General features: G+C 48.7%; 14 protein-coding genes, 2 pseudogenes and 1 riboswitch. Of the genes and pseudogenes, 3 read left to right on the top strand and 13 right to left on the bottom strand.

Annotated features, from left to right (window positions below):
• Positions 1-21 precede the first annotated feature (21 nt).
• The 3 genes from DXA93_RS10440 to DXA93_RS10430 all read left to right on the top strand — a co-directional run bounded on the left by DXA93_RS10440 (position 22) and on the right by DXA93_RS10430 (position 5,957).
• The gene (locus DXA93_RS10440) at positions 22-1,740 is read left to right on the top strand and encodes an extracellular solute-binding protein (RefSeq protein WP_119208258.1); all 1,719 of its coding nucleotides are present in this window, start codon (positions 22-24) and stop codon (positions 1,738-1,740) included.
• A 195-nt stretch (positions 1,741-1,935) separates the two neighbouring features.
• Positions 1,936-4,899 (top strand): beta-glucosidase, encoded by a 2,964-nt coding sequence (locus DXA93_RS10435; RefSeq protein ID WP_119208256.1) that lies wholly within the window; start codon positions 1,936-1,938, stop codon positions 4,897-4,899.
• 78 nt (positions 4,900-4,977) lie between these two features.
• Positions 4,978-5,106, top strand: a riboswitch (FMN riboswitch).
• 209 nt (positions 5,107-5,315) lie between these two features.
• Complete coding sequence (locus DXA93_RS10430; RefSeq protein WP_022461231.1) at positions 5,316-5,957, top strand: ECF transporter S component; 642 nt, start codon at positions 5,316-5,318, stop codon at positions 5,955-5,957.
• Positions 5,958-6,233: 276 nt separating this feature from the next.
• Here the strand turns inward: DXA93_RS10430 and DXA93_RS10420 are convergent, their stop codons facing one another.
• From DXA93_RS10420 to DXA93_RS10370, 13 genes and pseudogenes are all read right to left on the bottom strand, one after another.
• On the bottom strand, positions 6,234-7,223 hold the full coding sequence (locus DXA93_RS10420; protein WP_119208251.1) for a hypothetical protein: 990 nt from the start codon (positions 7,221-7,223) through the stop codon (positions 6,234-6,236).
• Positions 7,223-7,954, bottom strand: coding sequence for a putative ABC transporter permease subunit (locus DXA93_RS10415; protein WP_117812976.1), 732 nt, complete (start codon positions 7,952-7,954; stop codon positions 7,223-7,225). The genes DXA93_RS10420 and DXA93_RS10415 overlap by 1 nt, the downstream gene beginning before the upstream one ends.
• Positions 7,947-8,672, bottom strand: coding sequence for an ABC transporter ATP-binding protein (locus DXA93_RS10410; RefSeq protein ID WP_055221955.1), 726 nt, complete (start codon positions 8,670-8,672; stop codon positions 7,947-7,949). The genes DXA93_RS10415 and DXA93_RS10410 overlap by 8 nt, the downstream gene beginning before the upstream one ends.
• Before the next feature lie 380 nt (positions 8,673-9,052).
• Positions 9,053-10,359, bottom strand: a pseudogene (locus DXA93_RS20610) (alpha-L-fucosidase).
• Positions 10,360-10,476: 117 nt separating this feature from the next.
• A pseudogene (locus tag DXA93_RS18535) lies at positions 10,477-11,717 on the bottom strand (MATE family efflux transporter).
• 329 nt (positions 11,718-12,046) lie between these two features.
• Positions 12,047-12,325, bottom strand: a complete 279-nt coding sequence (locus tag DXA93_RS18530; protein ID WP_243109206.1) for a fibronectin type III-like domain-contianing protein — start codon at positions 12,323-12,325, stop codon at positions 12,047-12,049.
• A gap of 2 nt (positions 12,326-12,327) precedes the next feature.
• A complete protein-coding gene (locus tag DXA93_RS10395; RefSeq protein WP_243109205.1) occupies positions 12,328-14,265 on the bottom strand; it encodes a glycoside hydrolase family 3 N-terminal domain-containing protein in 1,938 nt (645 codons plus the stop codon).
• Between the two features lie 247 nt (positions 14,266-14,512).
• Positions 14,513-16,108, bottom strand: coding sequence for a response regulator transcription factor (locus tag DXA93_RS10390; protein WP_119208249.1), 1,596 nt, complete (start codon positions 16,106-16,108; stop codon positions 14,513-14,515).
• Positions 16,086-17,828, bottom strand: a complete 1,743-nt coding sequence (locus tag DXA93_RS10385) for a cache domain-containing sensor histidine kinase (protein ID WP_119208282.1) — start codon at positions 17,826-17,828, stop codon at positions 16,086-16,088. Before DXA93_RS10385 ends, DXA93_RS10390 begins: the two co-directional genes overlap by 23 nt.
• Positions 17,829-18,019: 191 nt before the next feature.
• Positions 18,020-18,922, bottom strand: coding sequence for a carbohydrate ABC transporter permease (locus DXA93_RS10380; RefSeq protein ID WP_117804654.1), 903 nt, complete (start codon positions 18,920-18,922; stop codon positions 18,020-18,022).
• A gap of 12 nt (positions 18,923-18,934) precedes the next feature.
• Entirely contained in the window at positions 18,935-19,873 is a 939-nt protein-coding gene (locus DXA93_RS10375) for an ABC transporter permease (protein WP_119208247.1), read from the bottom strand.
• 150 nt (positions 19,874-20,023) lie between these two features.
• Positions 20,024-20,173: a DUF3502 domain-containing protein gene (locus DXA93_RS20605; RefSeq protein WP_334295365.1), complete on the bottom strand. Its 150-nt coding sequence runs from the start codon at positions 20,171-20,173 to the stop codon at positions 20,024-20,026.
• Positions 20,174-20,181: 8 nt separating this feature from the next.
• A complete protein-coding gene (locus DXA93_RS10370; RefSeq protein ID WP_330427324.1) occupies positions 20,182-21,546 on the bottom strand; it encodes an extracellular solute-binding protein in 1,365 nt (454 codons plus the stop codon).
• Positions 21,547-21,663 lie beyond the last annotated feature (117 nt).

Raw genomic sequence — 21,663 nt, 5'->3', positions numbered from 1 at the left:
ACCATTTTAAGGAGGGCTTTTATGAAAAGAAAAGTAGTATCACTCATGTTAGTATCTGCTATGGTGGCCGGAATGCTCGCAGGATGCGGTTCCGACAGTGGCAGCAGCAAGGGAGGATCCAGCACAGAGACTGGATCAGCGGCAGAGGCAAGTTCTTCAGGCGAGACAGCAGATGATGCAGATGACAAATCTCCGATTACCTTTGAGTATTTTAACGCTGATGGTAAAAACGGCAACTGGGATAACCCGGTAGCAAAAGCAATCACAGAGGCAACAGGCGTTACACTGGATGTTTCCTATCCGGTAGCATCCCAGGGTGATGCAAAAGAAGATATTGCGCTGATGATCGCAAATGATGAGTATCCGGACATGATTTATGCAAAAGGCTCAGCAACGGATTTGTATCAGGCAGGCGCGCTGATTGATATGACAGACCTGATTGAAAAATATGGTCCAAACATCAAAAAAATGTACGGAGCAGAGATGGAAAAACTGAAATGGAGCCAGGATGATCCTGGAATCTATCAGCTTTCCTACGCAGGTGTAAACCAGAAAACCCTGACAACAGGCGGAAGCTGCCAGATTCAGTGGGCTGCATTAAAAGAGAACGATTATAAATATCCGAAGACACTGGATGAGTATGAAAAAATGATCAAGAGCTATCTTGCAGCACATCCAAAAACAGAAGATGGTCTGGATATGATCGGTATCACCATGAGTGCTTCTGACTGGCACTGGATGATTACCCTTGGAAACCCGGCAGGACTGATCGCTGATGCATCCCCGGATAATGGACAGTGGATCATTGACGACGAGTACAACGTACATTACAAACATGTAACAGATGAAGAGAAAGAATACTTCAAATGGCTGTGCCGTATGTACAACGAAGGTATCCTGGATCCGAACTTTGCAACGCAGACAGATGATGACTATATTGCAAAAGTTGCCAGCGGCCGTGTTGTTGCCATCACCGATGCTGAGTGGCATTACAGCCAGTGCGAAGCTACTCTGGTAGCAGACGGAAAAGTAGATCAGACTTATGTTGGACTTCCTGTAACCTTAAGAGAAGATCAGGTAGAAAAAGCCCTTCTGTATCAGGGAACTACCGTTGGCTGGGGTATTGGAATTACCAAGAGCTGTGAAGATCCGGTTCGTGCCATCAAATTCCTTGACTATCTGTGCTCCGATGAAGGACAGATCCTGTATCACTGGGGTATCGAAGGCGAGAACTACTTCCTCGATGATGACGGACAGCCATATCGTACCGATGAAGAAGTTGCAAAAGCTCAGTCTGATCCGGATTATGCAAAGAATACCGGTATTGACAACTACACTGGATTCCCGATCTACGGAACAGGTTCCTACTCTGAAGACGGATTCCCATACACTCCAACTACCAAAGAGTCTGTTATTGCAAACTACAATACAGCAGAAAAAGAAGGATGCGAAGCGATGGGATTTGAGATGCTGACCGACATGTTTGCACAGCCGGAAGAGTTCGATCTTCTTCCATACTCTGCACTGTGGGCATATCAGCAGCCACAGGAACTTGCTGAGAAACAGACAATTCTGGACGAAATTGCTTGGCCGGGACTTGTTAAATGCGTAACTGGTACTGAAGATGAGTTTGATGGAAACTGGGAGAGCATGGTACAGGAGCTGACAGACAATGGTCTGGCAGATGCAGAAGAAGCTATGACAGAGTTCCTTGCTACCAAACTTGTTGATGTAGAGTAAGTAAAGCAAAAACATAAGGTTTTGCCGTTGAACGGAAGGCGGCACAAAAACATGGTCTGATATTATTAAATGTCAGGCCATGTTTTTAAATACAGCGACAGTAATGGGAAATGTGAAACATTGTAAAAAGATAACAGTATATGGAAAATCTGCAAACAATTTCATGAGACAAAATCATAGGGAGGTTTTTGAAAAATGACAGAAAAGAAGGAGTTTCAGGTAAACAAAAACACACCGTTCTGGGATGCATCACTGACGGATCAGGAAAGAATCGACTGGCTGTTAAAAGAAATGACGGTCGAAGAAAAACTGGGATACCTCGCCAGCTCTTCCCCGGATCTGCCGCGCCTTGGCATCCCGGGAGTCTCTGTGGGCGGTGAGGCGGCACACGGCGTTGAGGGCAGAAACGATCAGAACGGTCTTGGAAAACCGGATGTGACAACATCCTTCCCGCAGCCGATCGGTATGAGTGCATCCTGGGACCCGGAGCTGATCAGGCAGGCCGGTGAAGTGACGGGAACGGAGGCGCGTGTCGTATGGCACCGCCATGAGGGCCATGGACTCAGCAGATGGGCTCCGACCGTTGATCTTGAGCGCGATCCGAGATGGGGAAGAAACGAAGAAGGTTACGGAGAGGATCCTGTGCTGACCGGAAAAATGGCCGGTGCTTATATCCGGGGAATGCAGGGCGATGATCCGAAGTATCTGCGCTGCGCAGCGACCTTAAAGCATTTCTATGGAAACAACACGGAGGTCGGCCGCGGATGGAAAAATTCTTCCATTGACCCGCGGAACAAATATGAGCTGTATCTGGAGCCATTCCGCAGATGTATTGAGGACGGCGGCGCAGAGGGCATTATGACGGCATATAACAAGATCAACGGAACGATCGGTATCCTGAATCCGGAAGTGACCGATATTCTGAAAAAACAGTACGGTCTCCGTCACGTTGTCAGCGACGGCGGTGCGATGGGACTTGTCGTGAATCTGCATCACTATTTCGGACAGCATGCGGAGACGATCGCAACGGCGCTGAAAGCCGGTGTGGATGCCATGTCTGACGATCCGCGTATGGTAGAGCAGGCGGCACGCGAGGCATATGAGCTTGGCATTCTGAAAGAAGAGGATATGGACCGCTCTATTCGCTGTATGATGGAGACGAAGCTTCGTCTCGGCGTTTATGATCGGGAAAACCTGAATCCGTATGACCGCGTGACCGAGGACGATATCGATTCCCCGAAGGCACGTGAAATCTGCAAAGAGCTGAGCCGTGAATCGATCGTACTTCTGAAAAATGAGAACGGGGCGCTGCCGCTTGACAAAGCTCTGAAAGCAGAAGATATTGCCATTGTCGGACCGCTTGGTGATGCATGGTATCAGGACTGGTACGGCGGAACGGCACCATACCGCACAACCTTCCTGCAGGGGATGGAAGTACTGAAGCAGGAGAACATTACATTCGCGGATGGTCTGGATCGCGTTGTTTTCCGCTGTGATGGAAAAGGTCTTGCCGTAGCAGAAGACGGAACACTTCAGATGGCAGATGAGCCGGATGTGTTTATCAAGGAATACTGGGGTGAGGGAAGCTATACGTTCAAGAGTGTCCGTACCGGAAAATACCTCGGCGCAAGACTCTCAGAGTCGCAGGGAGAAAAGCCGAAAATGGGACAGATCGCGGCAGACCGCGAGGAAGCCTTCGACTGGTTTGTGATGGAGATTTTCCACGTGGAGCCGCAGGAGGATGGCAGCGTTGTGCTGACCAACCGTTTCCATTACCCGGTTTATAGAGATGTGGAGGGATTTTTCTCCTTCGAGCAGACGGAGGGAATTCCGATTACGATGGAGGTTGTCGAAAACGGAATTGAAAAAGCAGTTGCTGCAGTCCGGGGCAAAAAGCAGGTTTTACTTGCGCTCGGCTGTAACTCCGTGATCAATGCGAAAGAGGAGATCGACCGCAACACACTGGAGCTGCCAGAGGAGCAGGAGATGCTGCTTGACCGGATCGCAGAGGTCAATCCGAATACCGTTCTGGTGCTGTTTACGAATTATCCGTACACACTTCAGAAAGCGATGGAAAAACTGCCGGCGATCATCATGTCTGCAACGGGAAGCCAGGATATGGGAAGCGCAATGGCAGAGGCTGTGCTTGGAATCTATGCACCGGCCGGTCGTCTGAATATGACCTGGTATGAGAGTATCGATCAGCTGCCGGACATTGACGATTACGACATCATCAAAGGAAAAAGAACGTACCGCTATTTCGACGGGAAGGTATTGTATCCATTCGGCTATGGCCTGACGTATACCACATTTGCGTATGAGAACTATAAGGTTTCCTTAAAAGACGACCGCCTGCTGCAGATTTCCCTCGATGTAAAGAACACCGGCGATACCGCAAGCGACGAGGTTGTCCAGATCTACGGTTCCGCTCTGGAATCCTGCGTAAAGAAACCAATCTGCCAGCTGCTTGATTTTGTCCGTGTGAAAAACATTGCCCCGGGCGAGACGAGACACATCGCACTGGAAATCCCGGTGGAGGAGCTTCGCTTCTACGATGTCATCAGCCGCAGACTGATGGTAGAAGAAGGAACGTATGAAATCTATGCGGGCGCATCCTGCAAGGATAAAGCCGTTTCCGCAGAAATCTTTATTCCGGGCGGAAAAAGGGGAGTACGCGATCTGAGTGCATTTACCGCGGCAGACCATTATGATGATTACGAGAACATGTATCTGACGGAAGGCCATTTCAACTTCAAGGCAGTCCGCGTGCAGGATGAGATGAAAGACGGTGTTCTCGTTTACCGTGACTGTGATCTTTCCGATGCTGCTGTTCTGGCACTTCATGTGAAGAGTGAACGCGGCGGCAGTGTGAAAGCCTTTGTGGACGGTGTTTCAATGGGAAGCTTTACCGGTGACACAAGAACCTGTGAGTTCCGCAGCGCCCCGAAACTGGACCGCTATGCGGAGGAAGAAATAAAAGAGCGCAACCGGTACCGTGAACCGGTGTATGAGGATGTTGAAATTTCCCTCGCAGACAGACCGCAGACAGACGGCGCATCTGAGATCCGTCTTGTCCTGAAGGGGGATATGCGGATCTGCTATCTGCGTGTGCTGAAAAATAAGAGCACAGGAAAAATTCAGATGGGCGTAGCAAACTAACCAGATAATGTATTGTCTGAAAAAAGTATTGACAAATTGTGTGAATATGAATAAAATATTCCTGTAAAAACAAAATACGGAGATCTTCAGGGCAGGGTGTGATTCCCTACTGGCGGTATAGTCCGCGACCCGCTGCGATATCAAACAGCGGCTGACTCGGTGCAACTCCGGGACCAACAGTTAAAGTCTGGATGAAAGAAGATGAAATAAAATTTATTTGCATGGAAATATTTGTGCCCTGAATTCAAGAAAAGGAATTCAGGGCACTTTTTTTCGCGGGCAACGAGCCAAAGTCCGTGCTTGCACGAGACCTTGGCGACTGCCGCGAAAACGAGTTCAAATTCGTGGAGCGTATTTGGACTCGTTACTTCCGGCAGAACCGGTCAAGATCTCCAGAAAAAAGGAGAAATGCAGTTATGAATGCACAGACAACAGCAAAACAGACATCAAAGATGTCGCAAATCGGAAAAACCCGTTACATGGTACAGGTGGCAATGCTCGGCGCCGCCGCAGTCGTATTGATGTTTTTTGACATCCCGCTTCCGTTTGCCCCAAGTTTCTACAAGATTGATTTAAGCGAAGTTCCGGTGCTGATCGGAGCCTTTGCGATGGGACCTCTTGCCGGAGCTGCGATTGAGCTGATTAAGATTCTGCTGAACCTTGTCATGAAAGGAAGTACCACCGCAGGTGTTGGCGAGGTAGCAAACTTCCTGATCGGCTGTGCGTATGTTATGCCGGCCGCATGGATCTACAAAACACAGAAAACAAAGAAAAATGCCATGATCGGTATGGCAGTCGGAACCGTATTTCTGGCAGCAGCCGGCGGTCTTCTGAACGCTTTTGTACTGCTTCCGGCTTATGCAGCAGCCTTTGGAATGCCGATGGATGCCCTTGTGGGAATGGGATCCGCAGTCAACAAAGCAATTACAAGCCTTCCGACCTTTGTTCTGTTTGCCGTTGTACCGTTTAATATCATCAAAGGTGTTGTGGTATCACTGGTAACCATGCTTCTGTACAAGCACATCAGCAGACTGCTGAAGGGTGAGGCGATGAATTAGTTCATCATTTCCGTAAACGGAGAATCCAATAAATACGTTGTAGGGAGACGGACAAAATGCAGAGAGAAATCCTCTGTTTTTTGTCCGTCTTTTAAAATTTTCGGGGAATGGCGGCAATGGATTGCCCACACAGGTCTTTTAGTAGTACAATGAAGCATAATCGATAAAAGAAAATACGCAGCGAAATTGGAAAGGAGCGCAAAAAAAAGAGATCCGCACATTGGCTGAAATCTCTTTTCTATCACATTTTAATATTGTTATTATGTCTCGAAACTGTTAAGCGCTTTCCAGATGTTCCATCACTTGAACGCCCCATTTAAAAAGGGCGGTTCGCATGGCAAAGGTCAGGACTGCGGTAAGCAGAATCATCACGCTCGTGGTGATGTGGATGTTGAGGTGAAGTTTTCCGTACAGCAGGTAGCCGGCTCCGATCAGGATTGCGCCGACGGTGAGGTCGATGAGGACGGAGATCAGGGAGCGGTTGTTGGATTTTATGGCGGCGGTTTCGTTTTCCCAGTTTAATTTCGGAAATGCAAGGTCAAAAAGGAGCTGTTCATAGTTTACGAACAGGGTAAATAAAACCGTGATCGCCGTGGTGTAAAGAAGGGTCGCCGGGTGCAGACCGAAAACGACCGCGATGATGTTGAAGACCAGAGCGTACGGCAAGGTGCCAAGGAGACTGATCAGGATGCCGCTTACCAGCATGGCACGGATCTGGTCGTGATAGCTCATCGGAATGCATTTCATATAGATGTATTCGCTGCCCTTTCGGGACATCGCTGTGGCAGAGATCACGCAGAACATGGACATCATGACGGCGATTCCGGCGGCGGTAAGGACGGCAACTGCGACAGGCAGTTCCCCTTTCAGGAGGCGGAATATGGTGCCATCGGCGACAAGCCGGGTCCAAAGGCCGGTGGTTTTAGCCATGCCAAGGCTGGAAATGACCGAAACGAGGGCAATGCCAAGCATGAAGACCGGCCAGATGAGAGGCATCAGAACACAATTCATGAACCAGGCCGGGGTTCGGTACAGTTTTTTCCATTCGATCATCGCGTAGGTGCGGATCGGATTTTTGCTTTTGACCGTTCGGGTCACTTCTTCTTTGGATAAAATGCGTTTTTCGCTGGTGGTTTCGCTCATGCCGAGGACAGCCGGGAGGTAGATTTTCCAGGCGAGGGCGAAAAAGACAGCAAGGATGACGGCTGTTGTAGCGATGTAGAGTATCATTTCGAGAAAGGATGCATCTGCAAGGCTTCCGGTCATCAGGGCAGGTTCGGAAAAATGGTCCGGAAGGCGCGCAGAGTGCCCTTCTGGCTTTCCATCAGGTTCATAATATCCTGCATTTCAAAATTTCCGATACTGCGCGAAAATACGTTGATGCCGATCGCAAAAATCAGGGATGCGGCGAATCCGAGGTAGCTTAAGAAATCCTTGTTTCGGATATTTTTGAAAAGACGCATCACGAGCATCGTCAAAACTGCGGCGTAAACGAGCGGCACAACCGGGAAAATAAGGCAGGCGAGGATCATATTGATCCAGTAAAAAATGCCCATTTTGGCGCTGATCCCGTACCCTAACAGAAACGGAAAGAACAGCAGTACAATAAGATAGTATTCGTTCAGCAGACAGCAGAAGCCTTTCGCACCGACAATCTGCGCCGGGGTAAACGGCAGCGGCAAAAGCTTTACGAGGTCAGAGTCCATGTAATACTCGCTCAGAAACAGCGGCAGGCCATAGAAGAAAATGACCATCATGCCGATGGCACAGACGAACTCGATCAGCAGGGTTTCCAGCCCGAGCGGCTGCAGGAAGGTATAGCCGGAATATCCCAGAAGAAACAGTAAGACCGACACGGGAAGGAGGCAGACACCAAGCAGAAGGTATACAACGATACGTCCTCCGTCCGAAAATGCTTTCTTTTTTCCGCTCTTCTGATTGCTTTTTCCTGGTCCGCTTTTCAGAAGGAAACGGGTGAGAATCCATAAGTTACGCATGTTCGGTGATCTCCAGAAAGATATTTTCAAGTGTCTGATCCGGATAGGCCGCTTTTAATTCTTCCAGGGTACCCAGGTATACCTGGCGGCCGTGATGGATGATGGCGATGCGGTCGCAGAGTTTTTCCGCTACTTCCAGCACATGGGTGGAAAACAGCACGGCGTTTCCGGCATCGGCGTGTTCACGCATCATCTGTTTGAGCTCGTGCGCGGAGCGCGGGTCAAGGCCGGTCAGCGGCTCATCGAGAATCCAGACCGGCGGCTTGTGGATCAGTGCGCCCATCACCATGATTTTCTGACGCATGCCATGCGAGTAGCTCATGATACGGCTCGAAAGGTTCTCTTCCATCTCAAAGCGTTTTGCGGTTTCTTCGATAAAACGCTGACGTTCTTCCGTTCCGACACCGTAGATATCTGCCATGAAATTCAGGTATTCAATTCCCCTGACGCGAAGAAACGCATCCGGGTCATCGGGCACAAAGCCGAACTGGCGCTTGGCTTCGAGCGGATCCTTCTGAATATCTTTTCCATTGATTTCAATCGTTCCTTCGGACGGCGCTAAGATACCGGTGATCATTTTTAACGTTGTCGTTTTTCCGGCCCCGTTAGGACCGATGAAGCCGGTGATCTTTCCATCTTCGATATCCCAGGAAAGATCGTCGACGGCTTTTTTGCTTCCGTCTCCGTAAATCTTACTGACGTGGTTCAGACGAATCATGTTTTATTCCCCCTCTTTTTTCTTTGTAAAGCAAAGCTATCATTCTCTTGCTTCGTTTCTAAAAACAGACTGCCCTTTTCTCACTCCGAAAGCTCTTATCCTTCCCTGCGCAGGAAAAGGAGTCAGGCGGATCTTCGCAATCCGCTTCGCTACTTGCTTGATTCAGTTAAATTTCGAAGCACGGGCTGTGATCTTGTGTTTTTTTCAGTATGCATTCTTCTGCCAGAACTGTCAATCAGCGGAACGAAAAATACAGAATTTTGTAAGAACTTGTAAGACTTTTAGAGCGTGTCTGAAAAAAAAGATACCGCAAAGTGAAGCCGGCAGATTGCGGAAATGCTTTTTCAGACACGCTCCAGAATCAAATCCGATTTTACCCTCTACTTTTTCAGAATCACATCGATGACTGTATCGACTCCATCCGGCAATACCGGGTCTTCGCCGAGATCGGCGAATGCCATGGTCGGATAATCGCTGTGTACCCAGCTTGTGGAAACCGGGATTTCCGCGCCGGTTGCGACGTAGCGGATCGCCTGGATTTCTTCTTTTTTCACGCCGGGCAGCGGCAGCGGCCCAACGGTATTTTCATAGACATGAAAATACAGATGGTTTCCGCGGCGCGTCACACGGCCAAAGTCCGGTTTCTCAATACCGGCTTTTCCGCAGCCGTAAATGCTCTCTCCGTTTTTCTTCATCCACTTTCCAATCTCAGCCAGCCGTTCGATCGACTCCTCCGGGATATTTCCCCTGGCGTCCGGGCCGACGTTCAAAAGCAGGTTTCCACCCTTCGATACGCACTCGACCAGCTTTTTGATCAGCATCGGTGCCGGTTTGAAGAAGTGGTCATTGGCACAATAGCCCCAGTGATTGTTCATCGTAACGCAGGATTCCCAGGCGATATCGTTTCCATTCACATCCTGGATGCCATTCGGCGGAATCATCTGCTCCGGCTCACAAAGTCGCCGTGGTACGGGGTCGGATTTCCGGCCGCCAGAGAGCCGTAGCCCTCTCCGCTCACCTCAAGACGGTTGTCGATAATCACATCCGGCTGGAGCTTCCGCACCATCTTGATCAGCTCCGTCGCTTTCCATGCTTCGCCGCGCAGCGTATCGTAAGAGAAGTCAAACCACAGCACATCCAGCTTTCCGTAGTTTGTGCAGATCTCGCGTACCTGATTGTGCATGTAGGTCAGGTAGCGGTCGAAATCGCGGTCATCGTTTTTATATGCCGGGTTGTTCCGCATCGGGTGATTCCGGTCGCCATAGTGCGGAAAATCGTCGTGGAACCAGTCGAGCAGAGAGAAATACAAACCGACCTTCAGTCCTTCTGCACGGACGGCATCAACGTACTCTGCAACGAGGTCGCGGCCGCATTTCGTGTTGGTGGATTTGAAATCGGTATACTGGCTGTCGAAGAGGCAGAAACCGTCGTGATGCTTGGCAGTCAGAACCACGTATTTCATACCGGCCTCTTTCGCCGCCTTGGCCCATTTCCGCGGTTCGAAATCAACAGGATTGAACTCCTCAAAATATTTCATGTAATCTTCTTTCGGAATCTGCTCGGTACTCCGCACCCATTCTCCGCGCGCCGGGATGGCATAAAGCCCCCAGTGGATAAACATGCCGAAACGGGCGTCGCGGTACCACTCCATCCGCCTGTCATAGGCTTCTCTGTCAAATTTGTACATCGTTTTGCTTCCTCCTGTTTTAGTTTTATATTGGTAATGATTCAGAGTACCATTTCGCATGGCTCTGAATCGTTACGTCAAGCGGATATTCGCAATCCGCTTCGCTGCTTGATTCGATTAAATCTTAATTTTCACCCATTTTCCCTGTTTGAATCGGATCGTCGCAAAGATAAACCGTGACATCTGATCCGCCAGCACGCCGAACCAGATTCCGACGATGCCAAGCCCCAGCGTGTAACCGCCGAGATACGAAACGATCGTACGAATAAATGTAACGCTGATCATAGATGCAACTGCCGTATAAAGTGTATCTCCCGCACCGCGCAGGCATCCCATGTAAATAACCTGACAGATCTGGAAAATGACGACGAAGATAATGACATGGATGATGCTGACACCGATTTCAATGATATGCTGTTCTTCGAAAAACAGGCTGTACAGCCATCTTCCGCCGAAAAGATAAATGGCAACGAGGCATACTGCGATGCCCGCGCCGATCAGACGGCACGTTCTGCCGTACTCCTTCGCAAGATCCGGCTTTTTTGCGCCAAGCTCCGGCTGATCAGTGCAACCGCTGCGGACTGGAGGCCGTCACCGAACGCAAACGAAAGCGACATAATATTCATGCCGACCTGGTGTGCCGCCATCGCATCGGTTCCCTGCTTGGCCGCCATGATCGCCGTCATCATAAAGCCGATCCGCATGAAAACCTGCTCGAAAAACACACTGTACCCGACCCTGACCAGGCTGATGAACGCTGCAAGCGTCGGTTTAATTTTGTTCTTCAGAATATAGCCAAGGTTCAGGAATCCGTCTTGCTTTGTGATGGAAAGGATGCTCATCACACATCCGACAACCGTTCCTGTGACGGTTGCCAGTGCCGCACCCTGAATGCCGAGTGCCGGGAACCCGAAATGGCCGTTGATCAGAAGATAATTCAGGATAATATTAATCATATTTGATGTTACATTTGTGCGCATCGTGATTTTTGTATTGCCCGCACCGCGCTGTGCCGAGTTGATCCCCATCTGGATACAGTTAAAAATCATACCGCCCATGATGATACGGAAATATGTTACTGCGCCATTATGAGTCTCCGCCGTTGAACCGCACAGATGGATAATCGGACTTGCAAACGCCACAAATCCAACACTGAATGCAGCTGCCGCAAGGATAATAAATACAAGCGCAGTTACCAGAGTCTCATTCGCCGCACCCTGCCTCTGCTCTCCGCGCCGCCGCGCAACGAGAGCCGAAATCGACACATTCAGCGCAAAGAAAAACGCCAGGCCAAGCAGCTTCGGCTGTGTCGTCAGACCGACCGCGGCAACTGCGTAGGAGCCAAGCGAGCTTACCATCAGCGAATCTACAAGACCCGCAAATGCAATGAAAAACGACTCCACGATCGCCGGCCACGCCATGTTGACGGCGGTCTGGAATGTGTCTTTGTGGTATTTCCCCTTTAACTTGTTTCCTAAGTACCCCATTTCTTTTCCTCTCTTTCGTCCCAATACCAATTTCTATTTTACTTTGTTTTAACAGAAGGGTCAATACGGTACCGGCAGAAAAAAGCCAGCCGCAAAAGCAAAATTCTTTTCGCTTTTTGTGGCTGGCTTTTCTTTTATCTTTCCGTAGCGATTCAGACCCCCATCTTGATTCCGCTTACGCTACATCCCAGTATTGCTTCTTATTTTTTCAGCACAAATTCTGCCTTATTCTCCGTCATGCTGTCGCTTCCGATGAAGACTTCGAAAGCACCGTTTTCACTTTCTACACGCTCATTTTCTGTCAGGAAGCGAAGCTCTTCTTCTGTGATTTTGAAGATGACTTCGGTTTCTTCTCCCGGCTGAAGGGTTACCTTGCAGAAATCTTTCAGCTCTTTCACCGGGCGTACCACGGATGCGGCTACGTCGTGGATGTAAAGCTGTACGGTCTCGGTTCCCTTTGTATCGCCGGTGTTTTTCACGGTTACGGAGCTTTAATCTCATCTTCCATGCCAAGCTCTGCCTTGTCCAGTTTCACATCTGAAATTGCAAAGCTGGTGTAGCCAAGGCCATATCCGAACGGGAACAGTGGTGCGTTCGGGATGTCGAGGTATTTGGAACGGAAACGGTCTTTGTCCTTGCCCGGCACATGCGGTCTTCCGGTGGAATACTCGTTGTAGTGAACCGGTACCTGGCCTACAGAGTACGGGAAGCTCATGGTCAGCTTGCCGCTTGGAGCGTATGCACCAAAAACAACATCTGCGATTGCATTGGCACCCTCGGTACCCGGCATCCATACTTCAAGAACGGCTTTTGCTTTCGATACGACATCGCGCAGGTCGAGCGGACGGCCGTTGAAGAGAACAACGACAACGTTTTCATTGACCTCCGAAACGCGCTCAAGCAGTCTCTGCTGGATTTCCGGGATACGGATGTTCGCGTTGCTGGTTGCCTCGCCGGACTGCAGACGGTCCTCACCGATCGCAAGAACGACAACGTCGGCCTCTTTTGCTGCATTTACAGCCTCAAGAAGCATTGCTTCTTCTTCCTCTGGCGTGGTGGACTGCTCCATCGCCTCGCCGAAGCCCTCCAGGCGGATGTCGGAGCCAAGCATCGGAGAGCCTGCATGGAAGCTCATGTTTGTCGTATCTGCCTGCGCTTTTACGGCCTCTTCCAGATTTGTCACATCCTCTGCATCTCCGATAAAGGACCAGGCGCCCATCAGGTTTCTGCTGTGGACATACGGTCCGACCCAGGCAATCTTCTTCTCCTTGCCAAGAGGCAGGATTTTCTCTTCGTTTTTCAGCAGTACAAACGATTTTCTTGCGGCTTCTCTTGCCAGATCACGGTGCTCTTTGCAGAGAATGACTTCTTTTTCTTTCGTCTCGTCTGCGTCTTTATACGGATTTTCAAACAGTCCCAGTTTGTTTTTCAGTTCCAGAATACGCATGCAGGACTCATTGATCAGATCCTCGGAAATCTTGCCCTCTCTTACAAGACGGCACAGGTTTTCGCAGTAAATGCCGGTCATCATATCAATGTCAACGCCTGCCTCGGCGGAGCGGACAGCTGCCTCCTCACGGTCTGCGCAGTAGCCGTGGTAAATAATCTCCTCGATTGCCGCCCAGTCGGAAATCAGAACTCCGTCAAATCCCATCTCGTCACGCAGGATGCCGCGCATCAGTTTCTTGTTTCCGGTTGCCGGAACACCGTTTACCGTGTTGAAGGAAGTCATTACCATCGCTGCGCCTGCATCGATGCCGGCTTTGTAGGATGGCAGATAGAAGTCACGGAAGGTATGCTCGGAAAGCTCTACGGTGTTGTAGTCTCTTCCCGCTGTTGGAGCGCCATAGCCTGCAAAATGTTTCACGCAGGAAGCAATTTTGTACGGCTCCTTCAGATCGTCTCCCTGGAATCCGCGCACCATTCCGGCACAGAACAGACCGTTCAGATACGGATCCTCACCGGTAGACTCCATGACACGGCCCCATCTTGCATCGCGGACCAGGTCAGTCATCGGTGCGAAGGTTACGTGAAGGCCGGAAACGGCTGCCTCTTTTGCAGCAACTGCCGCACACTTTTCGGACAGCTCCGGTTCAAACGTTGCGCCCTGTCCCAGCGGAATCGGGAAAATGGTCTTGAAGCCGTTGATGATATCCAGCATGAACAACATCGGGATGTGATGCGGGTGCTGCTCCACAAAATCCTTCTGGATTTTCTTTAACGTTTCTGCACCCATGCTGCCCAGGATGGAACCGGAAAGCGCTACATTTTCCGGCGTAAATCCTTTATCCGCCATCGGTCCCATGGCTGTGATGTCCATATCTTTATTGAAGAAGGCACCCACCACCTGGCTCATCTGGTTCACTTTTTCTTCCAGCGTCATGTCGGCCAGAAGCTCTTTTAATTTCTGCTCGGTCATTTTTTCTCCTCCATACCTCGTTTTTGCTGTATCTGCTTCTTCAGAAACCCCTAAAATGTCAGAAAAATATCATTTTTCCGTTTTTTCTGAATCTTATACTGAAATTTTACCACATCTGATCTGAAAAAAATATCCCCTGATCCGACCTTTTTCTTTCACTATTCCGACCTGTTTGCTGCTGTTCCGGTACGTAAGAAAGTGATAAAATCCTCTGTTATTTCCCGGACATGTGAAGGGTGGCTTTCCGCTATTTTTCACTAAAACTTCTTCGGTATTCCAGCGGTGCGTATCCCGTATTGTCCTTAAACATCTTCGTAAAGTACGAGAAATTGCTGTACCCCACATACAGCGACACCGTATTGATCGGCAGCGTGCTCTGTGTTAGAAGCTTTTTTGCCTCCTCCACCCGCTTTTGGATGATATAATTACTGATCGAAATACCCTTTTCTTTTTTAAAAATCCGGGACAGATAATCCGTATTCAAAAAGACAAGCTCCCCAAGCTCCTCCCGGTGAATCTCCTCCCGGTAATGTGCATCGATATAAGCGCATACCTGGCTCGTAACCGAATCTGATTTGTTGATGTACTGTCTGTACTGAACTGCTTTCCGAACCAGTACCCCGGCATATTCCATCATCTCTTCTCTGCCATAAAGGGAATTCCGATGCAGGTTTTCCATGTCCGCATCTGCAAACAGTGCATACGCCTTGATCTCCCGTTCCGAAAGCCATGCATACACCACCTGCGTCAGATCGGTACGGAGTGCTACCAGAAGCTCCCTAGTAATCATTCCTTCCCGCTCCGTCCGGTCAAGGTATTTCTGCAGCCGCTCCAGCAGCTCCTCCGGTTTTTCCTCCGAAAGCAGAGCTTTCCATACATCCAGCTCCCTATTTTCGTAGCTGGTCTGCGGAGCCTGAAATTCGTTCAGAAACAGCACCTCGTTTCGCACGGAAAGGCTTCCCTCCCGCATTTTCTGAAGATTCCGGCTCTGCTTTTGCATCCCCAGTACAGATTCCCACTGTCCGGCACCGCACCACAGCTCCGGGTAGATTTTTTCATTCATCCACGCAACAAATTGCTGCAGAATTTCACAGTCCCGCCCGCCGTCCTGCGGGAATGCTTTTTCCCTTGACTGTGTAACAATCCAGTAGATGCCCGGTTCCTGGTAAAAAACAGTATCTACCGCAATATCCGTTTCCTCATACAGTTCCGACAGCACATTTTCGATCACAAATTCCATGGTCGCCGTATCCCACATTTCCCGCTTATTGCTCTTTATTTCCGGCATCAGACAAATCAGCCGGAAATAGTGTCCCGGTCCGTATGGCAGCTGACGCTGTGCTGCCGTTTCGCAGAATTTTTTCTCAGAGAAGCCGTCTTTCAGCACATTTTTCCAGATATCCTGCTGCAGAATTTTTCTGTTCCGGTTCCACTTGATGCTTTCCTGCCTGAGATCCTGTATTTTCTTTTCTTTCGCAACGGATTCCGCCGCACGCTGTACGGCCTCCTTCAGCTTTTCAAAATCAATGGGCTTCAGCAGATAATCGACACTGTTCAGCTGTATCGCTCTTCTGGCATAGTCAAACTCCGCATAGCTTGTCAGGAAGATGACCTGGACCTTCAGCTCCTCTTTCCTGACCCACTCCACAAAGTCGAATCCCGTTCCGCCCGGCATCACGATATCGCTGATCACGATATCAATGTCCACCATTCCCATGATGTTCTTCGCCTGCTGTACGGAAAACGCGGTATACACCTCGTTCACCCCGGTCTCTGTAAGATCGAGGTTTCTTTTGATACTTTCAATCACGTACTCTTCATCATCCACGAGCAATAGTTTCATGTTCTTCTCCCCCTGTCCTGTATGGAATATGGATATCTACAATCGCTCCGCCGAGCGGACTGTTATCGAAATGAATCTCTCCGGAATCGCCATAATAATAGTGGAATCGTTTCAGGCAGTTTTCAATCCCGATATGCTTTCCATGCTCGGAAATATCTTCCCCTGCTTTCAGCCTTTGCAGTGTCTCCTCCGGAAAGCCGTTTCCGGTGTCCGAAATATAAATGTTGACATACTTTTCGTCTCCGCGGTCCTCCGGGTAAACCGTCACGGAAATCAGCGGAACCGTCTCCAGCGTCAGGGCATGTTTTGCCGCATTCTCTACAAACACCTGAATCAGGAACGGGAAGATTACTGCGTTTTCCACCTCTTCATGAACCTCAAAATAATAGGTGAATTTTTCCGGATAGCGCAGCAGCAGAATTTTGAGGTAATTTTCACAGTGGTTCGTCTCCGCCGTTACCGGCACCATCTCGCTTGTATTCCGGAAAATATACGCAAGATAATCGGACGTAATACGGCTCATCGACTTTGCATGGTCGTACTGACCGAAGTCGATCATGCTGTAGATAAAGTTCAGACAGTTCATATAAAAATGCGGGCGGATCTGGATTTTCAGGTAGTCCATCTCGATTTTCTGTTTTTCCAGCTCCTGCTCATACAGCGTGATTTTCAGCCGGCGGATCTGGTGAATCATGTTCCGGAATTTATCGTCAATCTGCTCCAGCTCTACCAGATTTCCTTCCGACATCTGATAGGTGAGATCCCCATTGTCATATTTTTGAAGATTTTCCGTAAACATAGCGACCGGCTTCAAGATTTTTGTTTTCAGATGGAACAGCAGCACGGAACCGGCAATCACCATCAGAAAAGCAACGCCAAGAAGGGCAAACACACTTCCCGTCATCAGATTTAAGACTCCCGTCCAGGAGATTTTAATCCGGATTTCAAACGGCGCCTGCGAAAGTTCCTGCCGGAAGGTGTAATTGTCGGTATTAATTTTCGAATTGTCCGTTACAATTCCTTTTTCCGTCAGTGTTCCGATGCTTTTCCCGTTCTGGTCAACGAGACTGACATAGCCGCTCTTTCCAAGAGACAGTTCAGAGAACGGTTCCAGAATTGTCTTCAGATTGACGTAGCAGCCGAGTCCAACGCCCTGACTCTGCGCTACCTTGAGCATATAAACATCGTCTCCCTGGCACATCACGGTCCATTTTTTCTTAACTGCATACGTCTGCTGCGACAGGCTTTTGATCCTGCGCTTCAGCGCTTCCTGCAAATAGGGATCAACGGCGTAAAGCCCGTCGGATGAAATGCTCAGCTGATATAAGCTGTCATCCTTCTGCGTATAGAGAAAAACATTGTAATCCGTTCCAAAATCCCACGCTGCAGATACATAATTCCTTCGCAGCTGCGTAATGACATATTCCTCATACTGATCCTTCTCCATCAGATCCATATATTTCCAGAACGCAGAATCCGGGTTGGAGCTGTCCATTACAGTCGAGAACAGGTTTCGGCTGATTCGAAAAAAACGGTTATCCAGCTCATCCGTATACAGCTTTGAAATCTCTTCCAGCTGCTCATATACCTGCCGCTGCGTCCGGTTCAGAATAAGCACGCTCCCAGCCAGAAAAAGCAGCAGCATACTCAGCAGGCAGATCAAAAGATAACGCCCCTGCTGCGCCAGTGTTGTTTTTTTCGTCTGTTTTGAAATATGCATGAAGTTTCCTCCTTTTTTCTGTTCCGGTACGCTCGAAATTTTTCCGTGTTTGATTTTACGAACTGATCTTTTTTTCTGAATATAATACAGCAGAAAAACAGTACACCTCATGTTTCCATGAGTCTGTACTGTTTTTCTGATTTATGTCGGAAACACCGAAATGTTTCTCTTTTTTATTCCTGCATGGAAAATCATCCCTTTACCGCACCAAGTGTGATACCTTCTGCGAAGTATTTCTGAAGGAACGGATAGATGATAAACAGCGGCAGCATGGCGATAAATGCGATTGCCATACGGATCGAGGTTGTCGGCAGCTTTGCCACCTCCGCGCCGATATTTCCGGTTACTTTTCCACTTGCCAGGTACTGAATATCGGTGATCATCTGATTCAGCAGGTTCTGGATGCTGTAAAGCTTCTGGCCTTCATTTCCTGATAAATAGTATAAACCATTTGTCCAGTCATTCCAATAGCCAAGTGCGGAAAACAGTCCCATTGTTACCAGAATCGGTTTTCCAAGCGGCAGTGTGATGCTGGTGAAAATCTTCATGTGTCCGGCGCCATCGATTTTGGCTGCCTCGAACAGCGCGTCCGGGATACTGGTGTTAAAGTAGCTTCGGATCATCAGCACGTTGTTTGCGCTTAACAGGAAGCCTGGAACAATCAATGCCCAGATCGTGTTTTTGATGTGAAAATACTTTACATACATCAAGTAGGTCGGCACCAGTCCGCCGTTGAACAGCATCGTGAAGAATACGAAAAAGGTAATTGCTCTGCGGTACGGCAGCTTTTTAATCGAAAGCGGATATGCCAACAGAGCGGACATCGCAAGGTTTGCAGCGGTACCGACGATGGTTACAAAAATGGTAATTCCGTATGCTCTCAGGATTTTCTCGCCCTGGCGGATGATATAGGAGTAAGCATAGAAGCTGAATTTCTCCGGGAAGAACGAATATCCGTTGCGGATCAGTGTGTTTTCATCGGTCAGTGAGGAAATAAATACGAGTACAAACGGCAGTATAATGGATAACGTAATCAGAATGAGTACTACATTAATCCAGAACTGGAAACGTTTTGCTTTTTTTGAATTTGTCATACTTCCATCCTCCTAGAATAATGCCTGGTCTTTGTCTACTTTGCGGACAATCCAGTTGCTCAACATTACGACACAGAAGCCTACCAGAGACTGGTATACACCGGCTGCAGATGACATACTGATATTTCCTTGTTCAATCAGGGCACGGTATACGTAGGTATCGATAACGTTTGTGGTCGGGAACAGAACACCGGAGTTCATCGGCACCTGATAGAACAGACCGAAATCGGAATAGAAAATTCTTCCGATGCTGAGGAGCAGCAGGGTGATGATGGTCGGAACGAGGCTCGGCAGTGTGATTTTCGTAATCTCCTGCCATTTGCTTGCACCGTCCAGTCTTGCAGCCTCATAGAAGGAAGGATCGATACCGATCAGGGATGCGATGTAAATCAGGCATCCGTATCCTACGCCCTTCCAGCAGTTCGCGATAATCAGGATCGCCGGCCAGTATTTCGGTTTCTGGTACCACTGAATCGGGTCAATGTGGAACAACGGAAGGATCGAGTTGTTGACAAGACCATTTTCTGCACTCAGAAGCGCATATACGATGTAGCTTAAGATAACCATGGACATCAAAAACGGAAGAAGAATCGCGCTCTGGTACACTTTTTTGAGTTTTGTGTTTCTTACCTCCGTAATCAGAATCGCAATGGCAATTCCGACTACCATGTTTACAAGAATAAATGCAACGTTATACAGCAACGTGTTTCTTGTAATGATCCATGCATCCTTGGAAGCAAACAGGAACTTGAAGTTTTTAAGTCCTGCCCACGGGCTTGCCCAGATACCTTTCGCAAAATTCAGTTTTTTAAACGCAATCACCATACCTGCCATCGGGATATAGTTGTTGATCAGCAGATACAGAAGTGCCGGAAGCATCATCAGATAAAGCGGCCAGTATTCCTTCAGCACGTTTTTCTTTTTTCCTTTTTTAACCTCTGCTTTTTTCATAAAGCGTGTCTCCTTTTATGAGGGCTGTTTTTTCAGGTTCTTTCACAGAGAAAGCTCCACATCTTTTCGAGTAAGAGTGGAGCCTTCGGTTACTGTATCACACCGGATTTTCTTCCGCCCCGGTCGTGTTCTTTTTACAAATTATGGTGCCTATTTCTCTGCAAGAAATGCATCCAGCTGCTCCTGCTTTGCAGCAATAACATCATCGATTCCCGCATCGTCCAGTGCCTCCAGGAACTGTGGAAGCAGTTCTTCCGGATCTCCGGAGCCGCTGCTAAGTGCGCCGTTGTACTGGCTGATTACGTTGTTCAGGCTGATACCTGATCCGCATATTCGCTGTTATCAAAGACAAATCCCAGTGCTTTCGACTCGATACCGGAAGCGTTGAACTCCTGCATTTTGTCCCAGAGCTGCGGGTCAGATCCATCCCATTTGTATGCGATGAACTGGTTCGGAAGCTCCCATCCACAGTTAAAGCTGTAGCCTGCATTGTCTGCTGTTACACCGTCCGGGTAGTTGATGATTCCGTTTTCTTCATCTTCTACTACGTAGTCGGTTCCCTCTTCGCCCCAGTTCAGAAGGTTCATGACCTCCGGGCTGCCATAGATATAATCGAGAACCTGCATTGCTTTTTCCGGATTTTCGGAGTTCTGTGCTACAGAGAAGATAATTCCGCCGTAAGAGGATGAGTTGATGATCGGCTGATCATAGAACGGTACGATTTCAAACTCATATCCTGTGGAGCTCTGGAACTCAACCGGGGTACCTGGATGATAAGCAAAGAACAAGGAGAAGAGATTTCCTGCTTTGCATACGGTTCTCCAGTTTTCTGTGTTTGTTCCGGCATCCTTGCTGATGTAGCCTTTCTGATACCAGTCATGCAGCATAGTTGCAGTCTCCTTGTACCAGTCGCTTGCAAAGTAGTTTTCTACGGTTGTGCTGTTGGTCTGATCCATCAGAGCGCCCGTGTTGGCATCGCCAAGTCCATCAGCGCGGGACAGACGGCTCAGAGGCGTATCACTGTTGTTGCTGGAGAACAGCATTGTCATATCAGGCTCGCCTGCCTGTACGGTCTCAAATACTTTCTCCATATCCTTCGGCTCTTTGATTTCATCGGTATTGATATTATACTTTTCTACCAGGTCTTTTCTCATGAAGATGGCTGGAATGCTGCCTCGTTCGATCTGGTTCGGAACGCCATAGACAAACCCATCAATCTGATTTGTTTTTGCAATATCCTCGCCATAGATATCTTTCAGGTTTGTGCCGTATTTGTCAATCAGTTCAGACATATCCATGATCTGGCCGGAATGCATATACTGTACAGCTGTTGTTGCATTTGTGTACAGAAGATCGATTTTCTCATCGCCGGAAAGCATCAGCTGTAACTGCTGAGATGCGCTTGCCCACGGAAGAACAACGATATCGAGCTTTGCATTCAGCTCCGGCTCCAGAATCTCGTTGATTTTTTCTTCGATTCTCTCTTCATCCTGCTGCTGGCTGCCCTGCAGTACCATAGTTACAGTGTACGGCTCGCCTTTTTCCTCTGTCTTTGCTGTGCTTCCGGAAGCTGCGGAGGAACCGGAATCAGAACTGGATCCTGTGCTTCCGCATGCTGCCATGGAAAATACCATAGTTGCTGCAAGAATGCCTGCTAACACTTTTTTCTTCATACTTTTTCTCCTTTTCACGTAGCGTGTTGTGTGACCTTTGATGGTTGTATTATAGCAGGATTTTGACTTACAACTCTATAACTGATTTGACTTTGAAGTATCACTCTTCCGACCTTT

The sequence above is a fragment of the Blautia sp. OF09-25XD genome, assembly GCF_003482095.1.
In the GTDB taxonomy this organism is placed as follows: Bacteria; Bacillota; Clostridia; order Lachnospirales; family Lachnospiraceae; genus Fusicatenibacter; species Fusicatenibacter saccharivorans.
The sequence above is the reverse complement of the archived record's forward strand: the minus strand, read 5'-3'. Positions and strand labels throughout refer to the sequence as shown.

Bases quoted from the DNA above. Each gene is read 5' to 3' on its own strand.
- DXA93_RS10440 (WP_119208258.1), top strand. From the start codon at position 22: ATGAAAAGAAAAGTAGTATCACTCATGTTAGTATCTGCTATGGTGGCC.
- DXA93_RS10435 (WP_119208256.1), top strand. From the start codon at position 1,936: ATGACAGAAAAGAAGGAGTTTCAGGTAAACAAAAACACACCGTTCTGG.
- DXA93_RS10430 (WP_022461231.1), top strand. From the start codon at position 5,316: ATGAATGCACAGACAACAGCAAAACAGACATCAAAGATGTCGCAAATC.
- DXA93_RS10420 (WP_119208251.1), bottom strand. From the start codon at position 7,223: ATGACCGGAAGCCTTGCAGATGCATCCTTTCTCGAAATGATACTCTAC.
- DXA93_RS10415 (WP_117812976.1), bottom strand. From the start codon at position 7,954: ATGCGTAACTTATGGATTCTCACCCGTTTCCTTCTGAAAAGCGGACCA.
- DXA93_RS10410 (WP_055221955.1), bottom strand. From the start codon at position 8,672: ATGATTCGTCTGAACCACGTCAGTAAGATTTACGGAGACGGAAGCAAA.
- DXA93_RS10395 (WP_243109205.1), bottom strand. From the start codon at position 14,265: ATGACCGAGCAGAAATTAAAAGAGCTTCTGGCCGACATGACGCTGGAA.
- DXA93_RS10390 (WP_119208249.1), bottom strand. From the start codon at position 16,108: ATGAAACTATTGCTCGTGGATGATGAAGAGTACGTGATTGAAAGTATC.
- DXA93_RS10385 (WP_119208282.1), bottom strand. From the start codon at position 17,828: ATGCATATTTCAAAACAGACGAAAAAAACAACACTGGCGCAGCAGGGG.
- DXA93_RS10380 (WP_117804654.1), bottom strand. From the start codon at position 18,922: ATGACAAATTCAAAAAAAGCAAAACGTTTCCAGTTCTGGATTAATGTA.
- DXA93_RS10375 (WP_119208247.1), bottom strand. From the start codon at position 19,873: ATGAAAAAAGCAGAGGTTAAAAAAGGAAAAAAGAAAAACGTGCTGAAG.
- DXA93_RS10370 (WP_330427324.1), bottom strand. From the start codon at position 21,546: ATGAAGAAAAAAGTGTTAGCAGGCATTCTTGCAGCAACTATGGTATTT.